Origin of the sequence: Neoalteromonas arenosi (assembly GCF_030362855.1) — a bacterium.
In the GTDB taxonomy this organism is placed as follows: Bacteria; Pseudomonadota; Gammaproteobacteria; order Enterobacterales; family Alteromonadaceae; genus Alteromonas_E; species Alteromonas_E arenosi.
Genome location: NZ_JAUCBP010000007.1, coordinates 1,055,622 through 1,073,429, shown reverse-complemented (window position 1 = coordinate 1,073,429; position 17,808 = coordinate 1,055,622). Strand labels below are relative to the sequence as shown.

Here is a 17,808-nt window from a genome sequence, read left to right as displayed (position 1 = left end):
CTAAAGCTGTGTGAGCTCTAGAGTTAAATTAACAATAGCAATGGGGTGCTCAATTTGTATACGGACATTAAGCGAACACAATGTTCTAATTTTGGAACGCGAGGGTGAAAAGAGTAGGTCGAATTTTCTCAGCGTTTTTAATTATCTAGATAAATTCATGAGTTACGTTGGCCTAGATGACATGTCTAATAAAGCGTTCGACAATGTCTTACGAGTCTCCAATTTTTTCACTCAAATTGTTCAATAAATATTCACCAAGCGCTTTTGTTGAAGGGGACTGGGCTCTTCGTGAGGGGGTAAGTAGACTTAGTTGTGCTCTGCCTGTAACCCATGAGGGAAGAACCCTGACCAGTGAACCGACACTAATTTCCTGTCGGCATGTATAAGCAGGTAAGCTGACTATACCTAGTCCGTTAATTGCAGCTGCTTTCAAAGTACTCATGTCATCGCTGCAGAGTTGGGGGGTGTAGGGGACTGTGGTTTTTACGCCTTCATTATTTTGAAGTGTCCAGTGACCAACCACGGGTTGCCAGCCAACCTTTAAAGTCTGCCTCTTGTATAAATCGTAAGGGGTTTGTGGGGTGCCCGAATTTGTTAGATAGTCAGGACTTGCAAATAATTGCCAAGAGACTGTAGCAAGGCTTCTTTGAATAATACTTGAGTCTGGTAGGGTTTCAACGTGTCCTCTTATTGCTAAATCGATGCCAGAAGACACTAGATCTATATTCTGGTTGGTGACTTGTTGGACAAGCTCAACTTTTGGGTGTTTTTGTAAGAACTCCACAATTAAGTCTTTTACGGCGAACTGAGCAACCCCAAGTGAACAGCTCATCGTAACCCGTCCACTTAGAGAGGTTTTTCTGCTCTCTATCGCGGCCTCTGCAGCCTCCATTTCATCTAATAGAGCTCGGGCATGTTGGTAAAACAATTGTCCAGTTTCTGTGACCTTGAACTGACGAGAAGTTCGCTGAATTAATTTTATATCTAATCTTTCCTCTAGCTTTGAAACATGACGACTAAGGCGTGATTTAGGCATGCTCAACGCTTTAGCCGCAGGAGTGAAGCCTTTTTTTTCAACGACGTGCACGAAGTAGTAATAATCATTTAAGTCGATCATATTGTGATAAACCTTTTTAAATCATCAGCTAAGGTTCCAAATATAGAACAGAGCTTTCGACTTTTCTATCTACTAATCATGAACTCCCTTTTGGTAAAGTGAAATTGTCAGCTGGTAAAAATGTTAATCACTAAAAACTAATACTTTAATCAAGTCTTCAACTTGTACATCTGACAACTAGGTTTTTCTATTAACACAGGTTTCGCAAACTATTGGAAATAGACATAAGCGAAACATTGAGGGTATGAAATGAAAGGCAACTTACTTTATTTTTTAATACTTATAGTGACAGTGTGTTTGGCTCTTGCTTTTTTTGATGATTACTCATCTGGCATGGCCGAAGGTAGAGTCAAGAAAAGCGTCTATGAAATCCGTAATTATCACTACGATACGTCAAAGATTATTGCGTTTAAAAAATGGATGAATGACGATGCAGCTAGCTTTTTGAAAACTAACCTGGATGTTGTTGGCATCTGGATAAGCACTGAAGACAACGCCATTATTTCCGGTACTAACCCTATGAAGCAATACCTTGGCTCAGCAAATGTCACTTGGATCATTCGTTGGAATTCAATGGAGGAACGAGAAAGAATTCGAGAGAAAGTGTTTGCTGGCGAAGATTGGCAACAGATTTGGTCTTCACATCCTGATATAGACGGCTATCACCAAATCGAAGTTAAATTTGCCATGCAGTATTAAAAAGATCTCACAAACTGAGAGTAGGTGAATAGTAAAAGTCAATCATCCCGCCGCAAAATATTACTCAACGAATATAAACGGTCGGTCTTACAAAACTTCATCACTAGAATTTATAGCTATCTTCAAAACAATTAATCGTTACATAGAAGAGAGATTGTGAGCTTGTTTAACCTTGAAGGTTTACTAGATTTTTTTGTTGATGACATACTTATACGAGTATATGTCCTGTGAAAACTTATAAGAGAGTTTTACTGTTTGGCGCCAGTGGAAGGACTGGGCAACTTTTAGTCAAACAACTTTTAGACCTGGATATTGAGGTTAATGCTGTTGCTCGCCGTGAAAATTGGATTTCTACATCTTTATTAAATAATCCGAAGTTTAATATACACATTGTAAACGTGTCCAAGCTAACGGATAAAGAATATCAGTCACTCATTAAAGGTATGGATTATGTTCTTTTTACGTTGGGGCATAATTTGTCATTCAAAGGGGTTTGGGGAGAGCCTAGGAAGCTAGTCTCTGGGGTTGTTTCAAGAACCATTAACGCAATAAATGAAACACTACCACACTCAGCTGTAAAATTAGTTTTAATGGCGTCGACAGGGTGTATGAATGAATTTAACAATGAGCAACCCCCCATATCCCAAAAAGTAATGATTGCTATCATTCGAAAATTAATCCCTCCTCAAAAAGACAATGAGTTAGCAGTCAATCTTTTATCTGCAAGTAGTACCGAGAACGACCTTATTGATTGGGTGATTTTAAGGCCTGACACATTGGTAAATAAGGAATACGTTACATATTACACACTTTGTGAATCTCCGATCCGAAACGCTATTTTTAACCCTGGCAAAACAAGTAGAATTAATGTGGCAAATCTAATGTCTAGATTGGTCAATGAACCGGATTTATGGAAAGCTTGGTGCAAAAAAATGCCCGTAATATACAACAGTGAGCTTAAAGATAGTTAAAATCGCTCTGTAGTAGTCGCATTGTCCGAAAGAATCTCTAAACATCATCATTCGAGAACTCTTCAGTCGATTAAACGTTCTTTATTGTTCTATAAATGGAATTGAATGTTGCTTTTTCGGACATTTATTCATATGCGATTTATAGGCAAACTAAACGGATTATTGTTTTGTGTAAGTCGTTACGATTTTTTATCGCGACTTACTAGATACATTGAGATCTTGAAATGAAAGTTATTGAAGCCTCGCGAAAGAATATTCATTCAGTTTGTGAACTATTTGATTTATATCGTCGATTTTATGGCCAAAAAAGTAATTTACCAGCTGCAAATAAATTCATTGAAAAAAGGATGCGACAACGCGAATCAATAGTTCTATTGGCAGTTTCTCAAGAAGGCTTAAGTATAGGATTTGCGCAATTGTATCCTTCATTTTCTTCAGTAGCCATGACTCCAATTCTTTATCTGAACGATTTATATGTTTCTGAAAATAATCGCAATGCGGGTGTTGGAAGAGGACTTATAGAAGCTGCGTGCGAAAAAGCTGTTGAGTTAGGAGCAAGTGGCATTGAACTTTCAACTCAAATAAATAATTTTTCTGCAAAGTCGCTTTATGAAAAGACGGGTTTTTCGCCTGTCGAAGACTTTAATTATTACGTCAGAAAAATATCGACCTAAATATTTATGTGACGGGTCTTACTACCATTATTTTAAGCGTTAAGTTCAATAAGGATGGAGAGTGGATATCAAAAGCTTACAAGCCGCGAGCCTTTCAATGAATAACACACGAAACTTTCACGAACCCGTAAATAAAAATAATCAGGTGTCTGATAGTTCGGAGTCTATAATATTTTCGAACAATCACAGCGGTGAAGAAATTGAGGTGCTAGGGCGTTTGTATGATGTTCAGGCTATCACTGAGGGCGAACTAGCTGAGCTATCAAAGCGCTTGAAAGATATAGGAGCGATCAGCTCTGATACTTATGCTGTTATGAGTTTTCCAAGACGAAAGTCAAGGGCCGCTGAGGGGGCTGATATAGATGTCAATGGAAAGTTTGATTTTTTGGCAACGTCTATGAAAACTCTAGAATATTTGAAATCATCGAGTGCCCCGCAATATACGTTAAATATTCAAAAGGAAATTGTGGATATATTATCATTAATGAATCGTATGAATTGATCTAAGTGATTGTATATCTATTCGTGTTGGTCAGCCCCCACTGCTTAAAAGTAGACTTAAGTTAGATTAGACGGTACTGAATTTTTCCCATTGGCGTGGTCGGGAGCTGGTTCATAATTAAGAGATATCTGGCTGCACTATCACCTTTAAACAAACAAATCTTTCTGAATCGCAACGAAATTAGAGTTCCAAAAATGGAATGGTGAATTCGTTTTTTGTTCGTTTACCCCCTTACTAGCGCCCTGCTAAGCTGATCCAAAGAATTTACGTTCTAAAGAAAACATCAGTATAGCTTTCTGCCCTGAATCAGATTTGGGATGCTAAAAGTGAATTTACTAATTTAATCGTTTTAACCGTTGTTGGAGGTGAAGCGTTTGAAGTTGGTGATGTTTTATATATCGACAATTTAAGGTATTTGCGCGGAGAGCTTTCATGTTTAATATTATAAATTCAATCTTACTTTGGTTTTTCTTAAGTTTTTTATTTGGCAACTCTGCACGAGCAGAAAGTGATTATTATGAAGTTGATCAAATAATTTCGACAGAAACAGTTTCAATTGGAGGTTCGTTAACAATACCTAACGACAGGAAAATCGGCTCCTTAGTGATAATGCTTTCCGGAAGTGGCCCTCAAGATAGAGATGAAACGCTCGATGGTTTTAAAATTTTTAAAAAGCTTTCTCAACAGTTGGGAGGATTTGGAATATCTAGTTTTCGCTTTGATGATAGAGGGGTGGGCGAAAGTACAGGAAACTTTCCAGGTAGTACGTTAGAGGATCATGTCCATGATGTTGAAGCGATAATCTCCTACTTCAAAGCTCATAAAACATACGAATTCAACAAGTTTATTTTGCTTGGACATAGTCAAGGCGGGATCGTTGCTGCGAATATTGCTGCTGAAAATCAGGATATAGCCAAAGTGATTCTTATGGGCGCACCAGCTGTGCCTCTTGTAGAAGTTGTTACCTATCAACTAAGGGAAGAGTATGAGGACCTTGACATAGACAAAGACATAGTTGAAGAAGAAGTTTCGGCTCACAATAAATTGATGGCATCTATCTCTGCGGGCAAAAACGAGGAGCATGCTTTGCGTCAATTTATAGGTGCGACAACAGCCTCATTACGCGCCACCGCTCCTGAACAGAAAGACGAAGTCGCAATTCAAAAGCTCGCCAAGTCAATGGCGGAGGAATTCAAAATAATATACGGTTTACCGTCACTTACATCTTTCCTTTACCATGATACTGCAGTGGACTATAGCAAGCTTTCTGTGCCCGTTTTGGCGCTATTTGGAGGGAAAGATTTACAAGTAACAATAGAGCAAAATAAAGATAGGATGGAGAACGCCTTATTAAAATCAGCCGCAACCTACAAATTTGTGACTTTTAAGGATGCGAACCACTACTTTCAGAAGGCGAATACTGGACAGCGAGAAGAGTATGCAACTTTAGAGAAACGATTTGTTGATGGTTTTGCAGGGACTATTGCTAAATGGATACTCACTACAGAACGGTAACCTTTAATTGAATTACAGTGTTTATTTCACTGATAGTGTGAAAATAGGTAAAAGTGATGAAAATAGGAATAGTTTATTTTTCTGCTACAGACATTACAGGGACCTTAGTCTCAGCTGTGTGTAAGCAATTTACTAAAATGAGCGTTGCATACATTTCGCATAAAATTTGCGGAAAAGAGATTATCGAGGGACGGTTTGAGAATCGCTCATTGATGACTGACTTGCATAATTGCAATGCAATTATTTTTGCTTCACCTACTTATATGGGCTCTGTCTCTGCTCAGTTTAAAGCGTTCGCTGATTCAACTAGCGAATTTTGGGAGCGGCAATCATGGGCGGGGAAAATCGCTTGTGGAATAACTTCTGGAAGTGGTATGAACGGCGATCAATCATCAACGTTGCAATATTTAGTAACTTTTTCTAGTCAGCATGGAATGTTGTGGTTAGGACTCGATGCTCCGTTTGGCGACAAAAACAAGAACGTTAATAGATTGGGTTGCCAGCTGGGTGTAACGGCGCATAGTGAGGACGGCAAAGCTGCTGATTCTGATGTACGCAGCGCGGAGTATCTCGCAAAAAGGGTTGTGAGTACTGTTACTAAAATGAAAGGTTCATTCTGACTCATTTCACTCTGAAACAGATAGCAAGTAATCATAAAAAGCTCTGGAAGAGTGTTCCCCTACCTTTCATCCTCGAGCAATCAACGATCTACTGAAGACAAATTACAGTCACTGGATTATTGCGTGTCTTTGAGTCGACAACTCAGCGATTTTGATATTGATGATGCTTATGACTAGAAGATGATATTGCGCGTTTTTTATAGTTTTCGTTATGTGCTTCTTTGGCTTGGGGAATGCGAGCAGCAAGTATCATAAATAATCCAAAGAAAAGAGGCGGTAAAACAATAAAATACAGCCAGTTATCCCACCCATTAGCACAATATAATATCCAACAGATGCGTAAACCAACATTGTGAAAGCCATCGATATTGTATTCATGATGTGTTTATCCATACAGTTTAAGTGTGACTTGGACATACCACATTCAAGAATGGATCAGTGCGCAGATATTAATGCTGGCAATAAGTATTTTTAAGACTTTGGTGGCTGTTAAAATAGAACCTCTTCAACGCGAGTCTAAAACTCTTCCTTGGTTATCTTTTTCGTTCCAAATGTGGAACTTAGCTTTTGATTTTTCTAGCTATCGGTGTTTATCGTTCTACATGTAGAATTAATGTATCGATTTATAGCGACAACAGGTAATTAGAAATGAATGCATTAATGAATTCGATTATTGAAACTTCTGATAATCAAATTATGAACTCTAGTATTTCTCAGGCGATCTCTGGTGAGATGTTTAAAATTGAAGATGGTTTTAGTGCCCTAGCTTTTCGGGATAAAAATTTTTCAGGAACTATGGACCCGCTGGTAATGGTTGACCATTACACAATGACTAAGCCGACCTTTGGAGCACATCCTCATGCAGGCCTCTCTGCTGTCTCTGTCATATTTGAAGACAGTGAGGGCCTGTTTCACAACCGCGACTCACTGGGCAATGATTTCGACATAATGCCAGGAGATTTATACTGGCTAAAGGCCGGTTCTGGCGCTATTCATGATGAGTCACCTCGCGAAGGTTCGACAATTCATGGGTTGCAAGTATTCGTAAATTTGCCGTCAGATCAAAGAATGAGTACACCGAAATCACTCCATGTGAAAGCCGAAAATATGCCTCATATCGAGTGTGAGGGGAGTCGGGTAAGAGTTGTACTGGGTCAAAGCAATGGCATCGTAGGGGAGCAATCCCCCGCATTACCTATGACTATTTTAGATGGGAAAATTAATTCAAATAAGACCTTTTCTCATCAGTTACAGATTGGTGAAAATGCATGGTTCTATGTCGTGAAAGGTGAACTACTTGTCTTGATTGACGGAAAACATGTCCGCCTATCTTCTGGTCAAGCCGTTTCAGTATCTGAAGTTTCATCAGATACCGAGCTAGTTATGCATGTAGTCAACCCCTGTGCTGAGCAAGCTCATTTTGCACTGTTTGCCGGAAAGCCTGTCAACGAACCCTATATCCAGAAGGGGCCTTTTCTCATGGGCTCAGAAACAGAAATCGCACAAATAGAATCAGATTATTCTGCAGGCAAGTTAGGGAAACTGGTTTAACCGCTAATTAGAAGTTTTTTAAAGAGGATAAGGATGAAGATTTTAGCTCTCGCTGCAAGTAACAGCCGTAAGTCTATCAATAAGGCTTTAGTCGCCTACGCTACATCATTATTGGGTCACCATAGCATCGATGTGATAGATATCAATGATTACGACATGCCCATTTATAGTAATGACCTAGAGGAAGCTCACGGAATTCCTGATGCTGCCTACGGTTTTTTAAATCGAGTTGCAAATGTGGACGCTTTGTTAATTTCTTACGCCGAGCACAATGGTAATTATACGGCTGCATTTAAGAATCTTTTAGATTGGGCATCCCGCATTAATGCAAAAGTATATCAAGGGAAGTCGATAGTTATGTTGTCAACATCACCTGGGCCTGGTGGTGCCAATAGTGTATTGTCTTTAGCGCGTGACTCTGCGCAATACTTCGATGGAAATGTAGTTGCCACACTATCGATCCCATACTTCTACGACAACTTTGACTTAGAGAATGGGCGGCTTTCTAACACTGAACTCGTGTCGGAACTGCAAGCGGCTCTCGCGACATTAGACTGCATCTAAGCTCTTTTTAATTACGAGGTCGGTGTCATGATCCCGATAAAATTCGCGTCTTATGCTTTTTCATTTGTTATGTCATTTTTGATGTCCGGTGTGGTGTCTTTGACTATGATGGTTATCGAGTTAGAAACCCTTGCTGAAGTACTTTCTGCTTGGCCTTACGCATGGATTGTAGCAATGCTCGTGGCTTTTCCATTTAGTTTATTTGTCGTGCCGCTTACCCATCGCTTGTTATCAAAAATTGTTTCTGACAAGTAGTGGTATTGCTTTCAATTTAATTACTAGCGAAATTGACGACACCTTTTATGTTATTAGTCGATTGTCCAAAAAAATTAGCAGTGTTTGAAGGCAGATCTGATTTCTCATAGAGATGCCTGCAAATAACACAATTAAGTTAGGATAAAACTTATGAATCATTTAAATGCATTTAACCGAGCTTGGGAGTGTTCCCGATTTACTAAAATAGAGCTGGACCCGCTAGACATAAATGGTGTGCTAGGAGAGCATTATTCGTGTGGCTCTCGATTTTGCATGACAAAGAGCCAGTTATGGGATATGGAAGTTATGAAAGCTAGGAGACCAGACTTATTTATACCGTCTGTTGTTCAACCAAATTCCGCTTTAGCATGGGGGGGGGAGATTAAGGGCAATGTTGAAACTTTTACGAGAGTATCATTACAACGCCTTTGGTTAGACGAAACAAAGTATGGAACAGTGATAGAGAGCGTTCATGTCGACCACAGCTCAAAAATAGTTACATTCATTGGCGAACTACAAGCTACTTCTGCTGAATACGGAAATTTTAAGAAGAGTAAAACACAACCTGTTTTCCACGTACAACACGGTGTTCAAGGTGATGAAGGTAATCCTCAGAATACTTGGAAGATTGTTCACCTTAGTTCAAAGAACAAAGAGAACCTCAAAGAGCGGTTTAAAAAAATAGACGATAATAAATGGTTACCAGAGTACGTTGAGATTTATCTAACTAATATTATTGGCTTAGCACTAAATCGGAAACATGCTTGAGCGACAAGTACTATTATGTCAGTGATCATTGAAACGTTCGATTAGCCTAGGGATGGAGAGGTGTAATCAAAATAGATAACTTAGTTGTCTTGTTTAAAAACTGTCTTATGCTTTATTTTTTTAAACACTAAACCGATAGCTGATACGCGCAAATACTCACTGAGCTGGCCAAATTAAGCGAGTCTATAACGCCACTGCCTGCGATGGTATATGGCTTAGCATTAAATTGCGTAAGCGCTTGATGGGGAACGCCGCGTGCTTCATTGCCAAATAAGTAACAGTCGAAATCAGCGAATTCAGACGAGTTGATAGCACTGCCTTGCAAATCCAAATATGCAAATCTCTCGAAGCGATCGGGTAGGGACTCTAGTGCTACATCCAGCTCTATGGGTAAGCTAAAAATTGCGCCCATGCTGGCGCGCACCACTTTTGAATTGTAAGGATCGACGCTGTTTGGGCTTAACAGTAGCTTAAATTGGCCAAACCAAGCGAGTGTGCGAATGATGGTACCGAGGTTTCCTGGATCTTGTACTTCGTGCAGATAAATACAGCGCTTGGCTTGTGTAGTAGAGTCTTCCACACTCGCGCTTAAGCTTACTAGTGGGACTCTCGCAATCATTCCTTGGGGCGATTTAGTGTCACTGAGCTGAGCCATGTGTTTGTCGCTGACCACTGACAACTCAAATCCAGCGCTTAACTGTTTGGCCCATTCTACGTTGGACTCAGTTACATACAACGTGATGTCAGCAGCAGCGGCTTCATCTGGTAACGCTTTTTGTAACTCGAGTATGAGATGTTCTCCCTCAACCAGATAGTAGCCAAATTGTGAGCGATATTTCTTTTGATGGAGCTTTTTAACATCGTCCAGCTTCATATAAGGGAGCCTGTTGTACGGTGAACGGTTTGTAATTCTAGCCCGCGAGTATACAATGTTTGCCGTTTTAGCGATACCAACAGAAGACACACCCAATGGCCCGATCAAAGACCAGTAAAAAATGGCTGGATGAGCACGTTAACGACCCTTATGTTAAGAAGGCGCAAATGGATGGATATCGCTCCCGCGCCAGCTACAAGCTCATCGAAATCAACGAAAAGGACAAGTTGTACCGTCCGGGTTCGGTGGTGATGGATTTGGGATCGGCGCCGGGAGGCTGGTCACAAATCGTAGCGCCGGTAGTGGGTGAGTCAGGGCGCGTGATTGCTTCGGATATTCTGCCGATGGATTCGATCATTGGCGTGACTTTTATTCAAGGCGACTTCACAGAAGAGGCTGTGTATGACCAAATTCTACAAGCTCTTGATGGTAGCCCGGTTGATACGGTGATTTCCGATATGGCACCTAACCTAAGCGGGGTTAAAAGCACCGATCAATACACCTCGATGTATTTGGTTGAGTTGGCGCTCGACATGGCGCGTAATGTGTTAAAACCCGGCGGGAGCTTCTGCGCGAAAGTATTCCAAGGCGTGGGCTACGATGAATACGTCAAAGACGTGCAGCGTTCGTTCGATAAGGTCATTGTGCGCAAACCAGCGGCCTCAAGGCCTCGGTCGCGCGAGGTGTATTTAGTCGGAAAAGGATTTCGGGCGTAACACTTTAGATACTCATTGACCGCGATTCTTTTTCATGCGCGCGCTTTGTTCGGCGCGTTTCTGATTGCGCTTTTCTTTGCGCTCTTGTCTATCCGGTGTTGCGGAACCATCTTTGAACCGCTGTTTGCGCTTGGCTTTGGCGGCGGCTTTTTTAGCAGCCGCTTCAGCAATCTCGATTTTTTCACGAGCCAGCATTTCTGGGGTTTCAAGGCTAATTCGACCGAGCTTGCCTGACTGCAATTCCGTTAGCAGCACCTCACAAATTTTGTGTAGATTTACTCTACCGCCACTCATAATTGCACCGCGCTTGCGGGCAGCAGCTTCTAAAAATTCTATTTCAGTATCGGGTATTTCGTCGAGCTTGTAGTTTTGCTTTAGCAGTTCAGGATAGGCCTTGATCAAATAATCGGCAGCAAAAAAGCCCACGTCGTCGTATTCCATTGCGGTGTTTTTAACTGCACCTGAAGACGCTAAGCGATAAATTGAATGAGGATTTTCCAGTTTTGGCCATAACACCCCAGGTGTGTCGTGCAACACAATGCCATTGTCTAACCGAATCCGCTGTTGAGCTTTGGTGACCGCCGGTTCATTGCCGGTTTTAGCAATTACCCGACCAGCTAAGATGTTGATTAACGTCGACTTACCTACATTGGGAATGCCGGTGATCATGGCGTTAATGGCTTTTACAGACGCATCTTTATCGGCGCAGATACGGCGTATAATCTGCATGATTTGTTTGCTTTCAGCCGGTTTGTCGCTCGACGTGGTAATGGTGGTAACACCGCGTTCGCTTTCTAAATGGGCCTGCCAGCGCGCGGTAATTTCAGGGTCTGCCAAGTCATATTTGTTCAGGATCTTAAGGCAAGGTTTGTCGCCTCGGATTTTGGCAATTTCTGGGTTTTCACTGGAGTAGGGAATACGCGCATCCAAAACCTCGATGAGGATATCTACCTTATCGAGCGCTTCTTTAATCTCTTTAAGGGCTTTGTGCATATGCCCAGGAAACCACTGTAACGCCACTTGAATAGCCTTTTACTCTACTTAAAGCGCTATTGTACTTGATTTGTGAGTAAATTTTTCACGAAAACAAGTAACTAATTGCTCAATTAATAACTGATTAGGTTTGTCTCTTGCAATTATATGTTTAGTTAATGCCAAATCTAACGTAATGTATGAGTATCAGGCTGCAGGTATTTGAGTTTATTCAAATATTCTGTTTGATATGCCTTTTGTTCCTCCTTTTTGCGGTACAGTTACCGCAGCCGTTAATTCCGACGGTATAAGGAGAAAATAAAATGAAAGGTAAAAAGCTTTTAGTATTGGTAGTATTGGCGTTGTCTGCAGGTATCGCTCAGGCAGTGGTAACTAAACCGACGTCAATGAGTAACGAAGCAAATCAGGAGGTAGTGGATTACTGCAAACTTTTCCCGACATCAGATAAGTGCAAAGTAACTACTGATGGTGCAGGGAACGGCGGAGGTAAAAGACCACCACAATAGTCGTATGGATCTAGACTCGATTAAAGATTACATCCAAGAATATGGGCTATATATTCAACTCTTTGCATGTATGGCCTATATCCTCAAATTCAGAGCTGCCGATACTTTCGTGTACATGTGTATCGGCATTTTGTTGCTCTCACCACTGCACATACTGTATCAAAACCAGCTTCTTGCTCTCGCTCAGAATGAAGAATATCGCGGCCTAGTCAGAAATCTCTGGTATTTCGGGTTTGCGCTTACTGACATTATGATGGTACTTATTGTGATTGGGCTGAGCAAACGCGACAACCTCAAGTTCGATACGGCATCCAAGGTGATGGCCGGTGCTTTTATCACCATGGCTGTTATTCAAATACTGGGTTATATCGATCAGGTCGTTACAGAAACTGATTACTTAGCTGACTTCTATATGACATCTATCCCACTGATTAATATTGGTGTGACTATCGTTATTTTCTCGACCGCGTTAGCTGCGGTGCTGGTGTCGATGTTTTTTGACGAGCGCTAAAAGAGGAGCCACAAGGGCTCCCTTCTAGCACGAGCGGTGAGAGCGCTAGATTAAAACGTATAAACGATATTTACCGAATAGTTTCTACCGGGTGCCGTGAATCTATCCAAGTTTTCTGCGGCTGTTCTGCCACGTACTTCCGACGCGTACCAATATTGCTTATCAGTAAGGTTAAAAATACCAGCGTTAATGCGCAGATTATCGCTGATTTGATAGTGGGCCAGTAAGTCAATTAGCGTAGCGCTAGGCGCGACAAACGGCTCAGGCTGACCATCTTCTGGGGTTATAACGTTGGCATCTTGAGTATAGGTACCGACTATCTCGACACGCCACGGCGCATCAATTTGCCCGTATTGAATACCCACGACGGTTTGAGCTGGCAACACCGAGTCGAGCTCTTCGCCAGTCGCTTTGTCTTCGCTGTCTTGCCAACTCGACGCTAAGCGCATTTGCCAGTCATCTAAGTAGTAACTCAAGCTCACATCGACGCCTTTGATCTCGACATCTTCAACATTGCGGGCTTGAAACTCCACTAAACCCGTCATTGGGTTAAACCCTAATACTGCCAGTGATTCGATGAAGTCTTGGTAGTCGTTTTGATAGGCGCTAATTGACACTGATAAATTGTCGAAACTCTGACGATACCCAACCTCAATGCTTTGCACGCGCTCTGAGCGCAAGTCTGGGTTTGCTAACGACGTGTAACCGCCGGCAAAGTTAGTAAAGCCGACATTTATATCGTCCATGGGCGGAATGCGGAAACCCTCTGACCATTGTGTCCAGATATTAGCGTCGGGTGAGAGCTGATAAACCATACCCAGCTTGGTGGATAGTTCGCTATCGTCAAAATCAGCAACTGTTACACCCGGGTTAGCATTGACAAAAATATCGTCAGCGTTCGCTTCTAGGTCAAATTTGTCATAGCGAATACCAGGGCTCAGGGTAAGCGTGCCATCGAATAATTGAATTTCGTCTTGCACGTAAAAAGCAAATTCTGTGAGCGTAGATACAGGAAAGTCTCGCGCTGGAAAAACACTAAACTCTGGAACCACTGCGCCTGTTGGATCCAGTGTTAGACCTTCACGCAGCGATTCAGAGTCAGTCTCTTGCCATTCAAAGCCGGCAATTAAATAGTGCTCTAAAGCGCCTTCAAACTGGAAATCAATTTGCGATAGAACGCCCAACGTATCTTGCGAGAAATAACTATCACGAGTTCTAGAAAATGCCGTTGGTGCGGTTCGAACAATTTCAGAATGTTGCAGCGTTTCTGATGACTGACTATAGGTATCAAATGTAAAGCGATTGAAAAAGGCGTCTTCGGGCGCATAGCTATAGTGCAAAGAGATGCGCTCGCGGCTGCGCTCATCGTCACCGGTACTGGCTGTTGTAGTCGTTGGTACGCCGCGGATAAAGGCAGTGCCAATGTCTGATGTAATGTCGGTGTATAGCTCGGCTTTGAAAGTTTCACCGACTAACGTTAGGCGGTGCTCAGTACCTGGTGTCCAAATCAGCTTAACTGAGCCATTAGTGGTTGAGCCATCCTGCGGGTTGGCTTGGCGTTGTGCACCATCTAATGGGCTGTCAAAGTAGGTGTCAGTTTCTGCTTGGTCGCGATAACCCGTGTTTACCAACCATTGCCAATCGCCATTGACGCCAGCGAGCTGCAAATTAACAAATGATTGACTGGATTGCGAGATATAACCGACTTTGGCGCGGCCTGCGAATGATTCGCCGGGTTCGACCAAGTCACTGGGATCTTTACTGGTAAACGCTACCACACCACCAATTGCATCACTGCCGTAGAGCGTAGAAGCTGGGCCGCGGATCACATCCACTTGTTTGATCAAATCCACATCGATAAAGTCGCGGCGTGCGGATAAGTTTGGGCCAAAACTGAATTCATCTGCAACGGGGATACCATCAAGTAAGATCAGTACGCGGTCACCATTGATACCGCGGATGTTGATGTCTGAAATCCCATAACGACCACTCCCCTCAACAGTGACACCCGGCTCATAGCGGAGTAGGTCACGTATATCACTCGCTGCGATTGCATCAACGCGCTCGGCATCAATACTGGTGATATTAGCAGCAATTTCATTGATCTCTCGCGCAGAGCGCGTAGCGGTAATAACAATCGTTTCAACACCCATATCTGCGCCGGCCACTCCTGCGGCATGTACATCCATTGCCAGTGACATAGCTCCAACGGTTAAAAGCGGTATTGCCTGACGGATCGATTTTGTCACGGGGTTTACATTCATCATTTGCTTCCTAACTAAAATTGATTATTATTCGACGTGACAATGCTAATGATAATCGTTATCATTTGCAACAATGAGTTTGAAAGGAGATAAATGTGCGTTGTTTACTCATACTTGTTGCATTGAACCTAAGTGTCTTTGCAAACGCTGAGCGTTTGGTTTCAGCCGGTGGCAGTTTGACAGAGATTGTGTTTGCGCTGGGTGCTGGTAACCAGTTGGTCGGCGTCGACAGTAGCAGCCATTATCCAGTACAGGCTCGGGCGCTACCTGATATCGGTTATTACCGCGCGCTCAATGTTGAAGGGATCCTTTCCGTACAACCACAACAACTATTGGTACTCAATGGTACTGGCCCACAAGCGGTGCTAAACCAGCTCGATAGTTTGGGGCTTAAAACCACCGTTATTAATAACCCTAAGTCACTGACGGGCCTGTATACGACAATCCAACAAGTCGCTGAAGTGACCGACAAGCAGGCGCAAGGGGAGCAATTAATCACCCAAATTCAAGCGGAGCTAGCCGCACTACAACAGCTGACTTCGGTGGCAGGGAAGTCAGTAGTGTTTTTACTTTCGGCGGGCGAGCGAGGCTTAGTTGCCGCAGGCAGTGACACAATGCCGCAGCTTATCTTTGAACAGCTAGATCTGCGTAATCCCTTTGTTTCACTGAGCGGTTTTAAAACCGTATCAGCGGAAATCTTAGCGGCCGAGAATCCCGATATTATTCTATTAGCAAGCCACACCAGTACTGACACAAGCGTCGAGCTTTTGTGTCAGGAACCGCAACTGGCATTGTGGGCAGACAGCAGAGGTTGCCAGTTACATAAGGTTGATTCGCTGCTGTTCATGGGCCTAACGCCGCGTGTACCGCAGGCTATCGCTCATACCCACGAGTTATTGGTGCAGTATGCAGATTAATATCGCTCAATGGCGGATTGCCCAGCAGCAACGTTTTCGAACACTGCACCTTTGGCTTGCTGGCGTATTAGTGCTCAGCGTAATGTTGTCATTAACACAAGGCGCGATGGCAATCGATCTGTTGGACGCGCTAAGTGAGCTTGAACAACGCATTATTACTGAAATTCGCGCACCGCGAGCACTGATGACTGTAGCAACAGGCGCTGGACTGGCAATCTGTGGCTTGGTCTTGCAAGCCATCTGTCGCAATCCGCTTGCCGATCCTGGGTTAGTGGGTGTCGCTTCGGGCGCAGCCTTATTTGCATCTTTGGCTATTTTACTCTCCAGTAGCATGGTTATTAATGCCACCCTCACACTGTTTTTTATTCCCGCGATGGCGTTTGTTGGTGCTGCATTGGCATTGTTTCTCTTGCTGGCGATTGCTAATTATAAAGGCTCGATTAACACACTGGTATTAATTCTCTCTGGTGTCGCCATCAACGCCGGTGCTGCAACATTATTGGGATTAATTACCTTTGTTGCCGATGACAACACCTTGCGTCTAATCACATTTTGGCAACTCGGTAGCTACAGCGGCATTGATTGGTCTAAAGCATTATTAGCCGGCACCCTGGTGTTAATTGCGTTATGCGTATTTTGGCGCCACGCCAATGCAATTATGTTGCTGCAAATCGGTGAGCAGCACGCGCGCTTCCAAGGCGTTCATGTGGATAAATTAAAACGCGTACTGCTGATTACAGTGGCGTTTGTTACCGCCATTTGTGTGTGCTTTACCGGCATCGTTGGCTTTGTGGGGCTAGTTGTGCCGCATATTTGCCGCATGCTGGTGGGTACGCAACTACGCATTTTACTGCCGATTGTCACTATTGTTGGTGGCGCATTGGTCACTCTGGCTGACGTTGCAGCGCGAGTCATCATCGTACCCGCTGAGTTGCCGATAGGCTTGCTCACCTCTGCCCTAGGCGTGCCGTTCTTTTTGTGGCTAATACTGCGAGAAAAAAGAAGGTTTAGTCATGCTTGATTGCCACAATATCAGTTACAGCATCGGTAAAAACACACTACTGCGTTATGTGTCGTGGCAATTTGCGCAGGGCAAGATAACCAGCATTATCGGTGCGAACGGGGCGGGCAAGTCAACGTTATTGAAAGGTCTGCTAGGTATCGTTAAACCCGATGTTGGGCGAGTAGATTTTCAAGGTGTCGCATTGTCTGAGTGGACACTTCAGGAGTTGGCGCTGCGCCGGGCCTATATGGCGCAACATGGTACACAGCGATTAGCATTACCGGTTGTCGAGTATCTATTGCTGGCGCGAGTACATTACACTGAATCACAATCCAGTGCAGAGCAGCATGTGCAGCACGTGATTAATGAGCTGGATTTAATCGCGATGATGTTCAAACGATTGGACGAACTATCCGGCGGCGAATACCAGCGTGTCGAGCTGGCCAGAGCGTGGTGTCAGTTACTCGATCATCAACAACTAGATGGCAAGCTCTTACTGCTCGATGAGCCAGGCTCGGCTTTGGATATCAATCAAAGTCAAAAGCTCTATCAATACTTACGCAAATTTGTAGCCGCTGGTGGCAGTGTCATAGTTGTTGAGCACGATCTCAATGTTGCAGCCAAGTACTGCGATGAGATGCTATTGCTGAAGCAAGGCCAGTGTCTCGCTGCTGGCAAAACCAACGAAGTCTTTACCCAAACCAATTTAAACCAATGTTTTAATGTCAATGGACAGGTCGTACACGATGAAAAGCGTGGCGTCATGTCTTTTAGTTTATGAGGGAAAT

20 protein-coding genes are annotated in these 17,808 nt (G+C 43.1%); 16 read left to right on the top strand and 4 right to left on the bottom strand.

The genetic code is table 11. The features are described 5' to 3' along the window. Positions 1-208: 208 nt before the first annotated feature. Entirely contained in the window at positions 209-1,117 is a 909-nt protein-coding gene (locus QTP81_RS11140) for a LysR substrate-binding domain-containing protein (RefSeq protein ID WP_289365536.1), read from the bottom strand. A 297-nt stretch (positions 1,118-1,414) separates the two neighbouring features. Between QTP81_RS11140 and QTP81_RS11135 the strand changes: the two genes are divergently transcribed. From QTP81_RS11135 to QTP81_RS11090, 10 genes are all read left to right on the top strand, one after another. Next, on the top strand, positions 1,415-1,816 hold the full coding sequence (locus QTP81_RS11135) for a hypothetical protein (RefSeq protein WP_289365535.1): 402 nt from the start codon (positions 1,415-1,417) through the stop codon (positions 1,814-1,816). A 227-nt stretch (positions 1,817-2,043) separates the two neighbouring features. Continuing rightward, on the top strand, positions 2,044-2,787 hold the full coding sequence (locus QTP81_RS11130; protein ID WP_289365534.1) for an NAD(P)H-binding protein: 744 nt from the start codon (positions 2,044-2,046) through the stop codon (positions 2,785-2,787). Between the two features lie 224 nt (positions 2,788-3,011). Beyond that, the gene (locus QTP81_RS11125) at positions 3,012-3,461 is read left to right on the top strand and encodes a GNAT family N-acetyltransferase (protein ID WP_289365533.1); all 450 of its coding nucleotides are present in this window, start codon (positions 3,012-3,014) and stop codon (positions 3,459-3,461) included. A 61-nt stretch (positions 3,462-3,522) separates the two neighbouring features. Beyond that, positions 3,523-3,963 (top strand): hypothetical protein, encoded by a 441-nt coding sequence (locus QTP81_RS11120; RefSeq protein ID WP_289365532.1) that lies wholly within the window; start codon positions 3,523-3,525, stop codon positions 3,961-3,963. Between the two features lie 432 nt (positions 3,964-4,395). Continuing rightward, positions 4,396-5,478 (top strand): alpha/beta hydrolase family protein, encoded by a 1,083-nt coding sequence (locus tag QTP81_RS11115; protein ID WP_289365531.1) that lies wholly within the window; start codon positions 4,396-4,398, stop codon positions 5,476-5,478. A gap of 56 nt (positions 5,479-5,534) precedes the next feature. Further along, a complete protein-coding gene (locus tag QTP81_RS11110; protein ID WP_289365530.1) occupies positions 5,535-6,098 on the top strand; it encodes a flavodoxin family protein in 564 nt (187 codons plus the stop codon). A 648-nt stretch (positions 6,099-6,746) separates the two neighbouring features. After that, complete coding sequence (locus QTP81_RS11105; RefSeq protein WP_289365529.1) at positions 6,747-7,649, top strand: pirin family protein; 903 nt, start codon at positions 6,747-6,749, stop codon at positions 7,647-7,649. Positions 7,650-7,682: 33 nt separating this feature from the next. Further along, positions 7,683-8,213, top strand: coding sequence for an NADPH-dependent FMN reductase (locus QTP81_RS11100; protein ID WP_289365528.1), 531 nt, complete (start codon positions 7,683-7,685; stop codon positions 8,211-8,213). A gap of 27 nt (positions 8,214-8,240) precedes the next feature. Then, positions 8,241-8,468, top strand: a complete 228-nt coding sequence (locus tag QTP81_RS11095; protein ID WP_289365527.1) for a DUF2798 domain-containing protein — start codon at positions 8,241-8,243, stop codon at positions 8,466-8,468. Positions 8,469-8,618: 150 nt separating this feature from the next. After that, positions 8,619-9,236: a hypothetical protein gene (locus QTP81_RS11090; protein WP_289365526.1), complete on the top strand. Its 618-nt coding sequence runs from the start codon at positions 8,619-8,621 to the stop codon at positions 9,234-9,236. 127 nt (positions 9,237-9,363) lie between these two features. Here the strand turns inward: QTP81_RS11090 and QTP81_RS11085 are convergent, their stop codons facing one another. Beyond that, positions 9,364-10,110, bottom strand: coding sequence for a TrmH family RNA methyltransferase (locus QTP81_RS11085; RefSeq protein ID WP_289365525.1), 747 nt, complete (start codon positions 10,108-10,110; stop codon positions 9,364-9,366). Positions 10,111-10,205: 95 nt separating this feature from the next. On the opposite strand from QTP81_RS11085, the gene rlmE reads away from it, so the two are divergent. Beyond that, on the top strand, positions 10,206-10,826 hold the full coding sequence (gene rlmE, locus QTP81_RS11080; protein ID WP_289365524.1) for a 23S rRNA (uridine(2552)-2'-O)-methyltransferase RlmE: 621 nt from the start codon (positions 10,206-10,208) through the stop codon (positions 10,824-10,826). A 12-nt stretch (positions 10,827-10,838) separates the two neighbouring features. Here the strand turns inward: rlmE and ylqF are convergent, their stop codons facing one another. Continuing rightward, positions 10,839-11,846, bottom strand: a complete 1,008-nt coding sequence (ylqF, locus tag QTP81_RS11075) for a ribosome biogenesis GTPase YlqF (RefSeq protein WP_289365523.1) — start codon at positions 11,844-11,846, stop codon at positions 10,839-10,841. A 275-nt stretch (positions 11,847-12,121) separates the two neighbouring features. Here ylqF and QTP81_RS11070 point away from each other — a divergent pair, with 275 nt between their 5' ends. Continuing rightward, positions 12,122-12,325 carry a hypothetical protein gene (locus QTP81_RS11070; RefSeq protein ID WP_289365521.1) on the top strand — a complete coding sequence of 68 codons (204 nt, stop codon included), beginning with the start codon at positions 12,122-12,124 and terminating at the stop codon, positions 12,323-12,325. Then, entirely contained in the window at positions 12,285-12,836 is a 552-nt protein-coding gene (locus QTP81_RS11065) for a hypothetical protein (protein ID WP_289365520.1), read from the top strand. The genes QTP81_RS11070 and QTP81_RS11065 overlap by 41 nt, the downstream gene beginning before the upstream one ends. A gap of 50 nt (positions 12,837-12,886) precedes the next feature. Here the strand turns inward: QTP81_RS11065 and QTP81_RS11060 are convergent, their stop codons facing one another. Next, positions 12,887-15,103 (bottom strand): TonB-dependent hemoglobin/transferrin/lactoferrin family receptor, encoded by a 2,217-nt coding sequence (locus tag QTP81_RS11060; protein ID WP_289365519.1) that lies wholly within the window; start codon positions 15,101-15,103, stop codon positions 12,887-12,889. 92 nt (positions 15,104-15,195) lie between these two features. Here QTP81_RS11060 and QTP81_RS11055 point away from each other — a divergent pair, with 92 nt between their 5' ends. The 3 genes from QTP81_RS11055 to QTP81_RS11045 are packed head-to-tail and all read left to right on the top strand — an operon-like array spanning position 15,196 to position 17,801. Further along, positions 15,196-16,017, top strand: coding sequence for a heme/hemin ABC transporter substrate-binding protein (locus QTP81_RS11055; protein WP_289365517.1), 822 nt, complete (start codon positions 15,196-15,198; stop codon positions 16,015-16,017). Further along, complete coding sequence (locus tag QTP81_RS11050; RefSeq protein ID WP_289365515.1) at positions 16,007-17,038, top strand: FecCD family ABC transporter permease; 1,032 nt, start codon at positions 16,007-16,009, stop codon at positions 17,036-17,038. The genes QTP81_RS11055 and QTP81_RS11050 overlap by 11 nt, the downstream gene beginning before the upstream one ends. Further along, positions 17,031-17,801, top strand: coding sequence for an ATP-binding cassette domain-containing protein (locus tag QTP81_RS11045; RefSeq protein ID WP_289365514.1), 771 nt, complete (start codon positions 17,031-17,033; stop codon positions 17,799-17,801). Before QTP81_RS11050 ends, QTP81_RS11045 begins: the two co-directional genes overlap by 8 nt. The last annotated feature ends 7 nt before the right edge of the window (positions 17,802-17,808 follow it).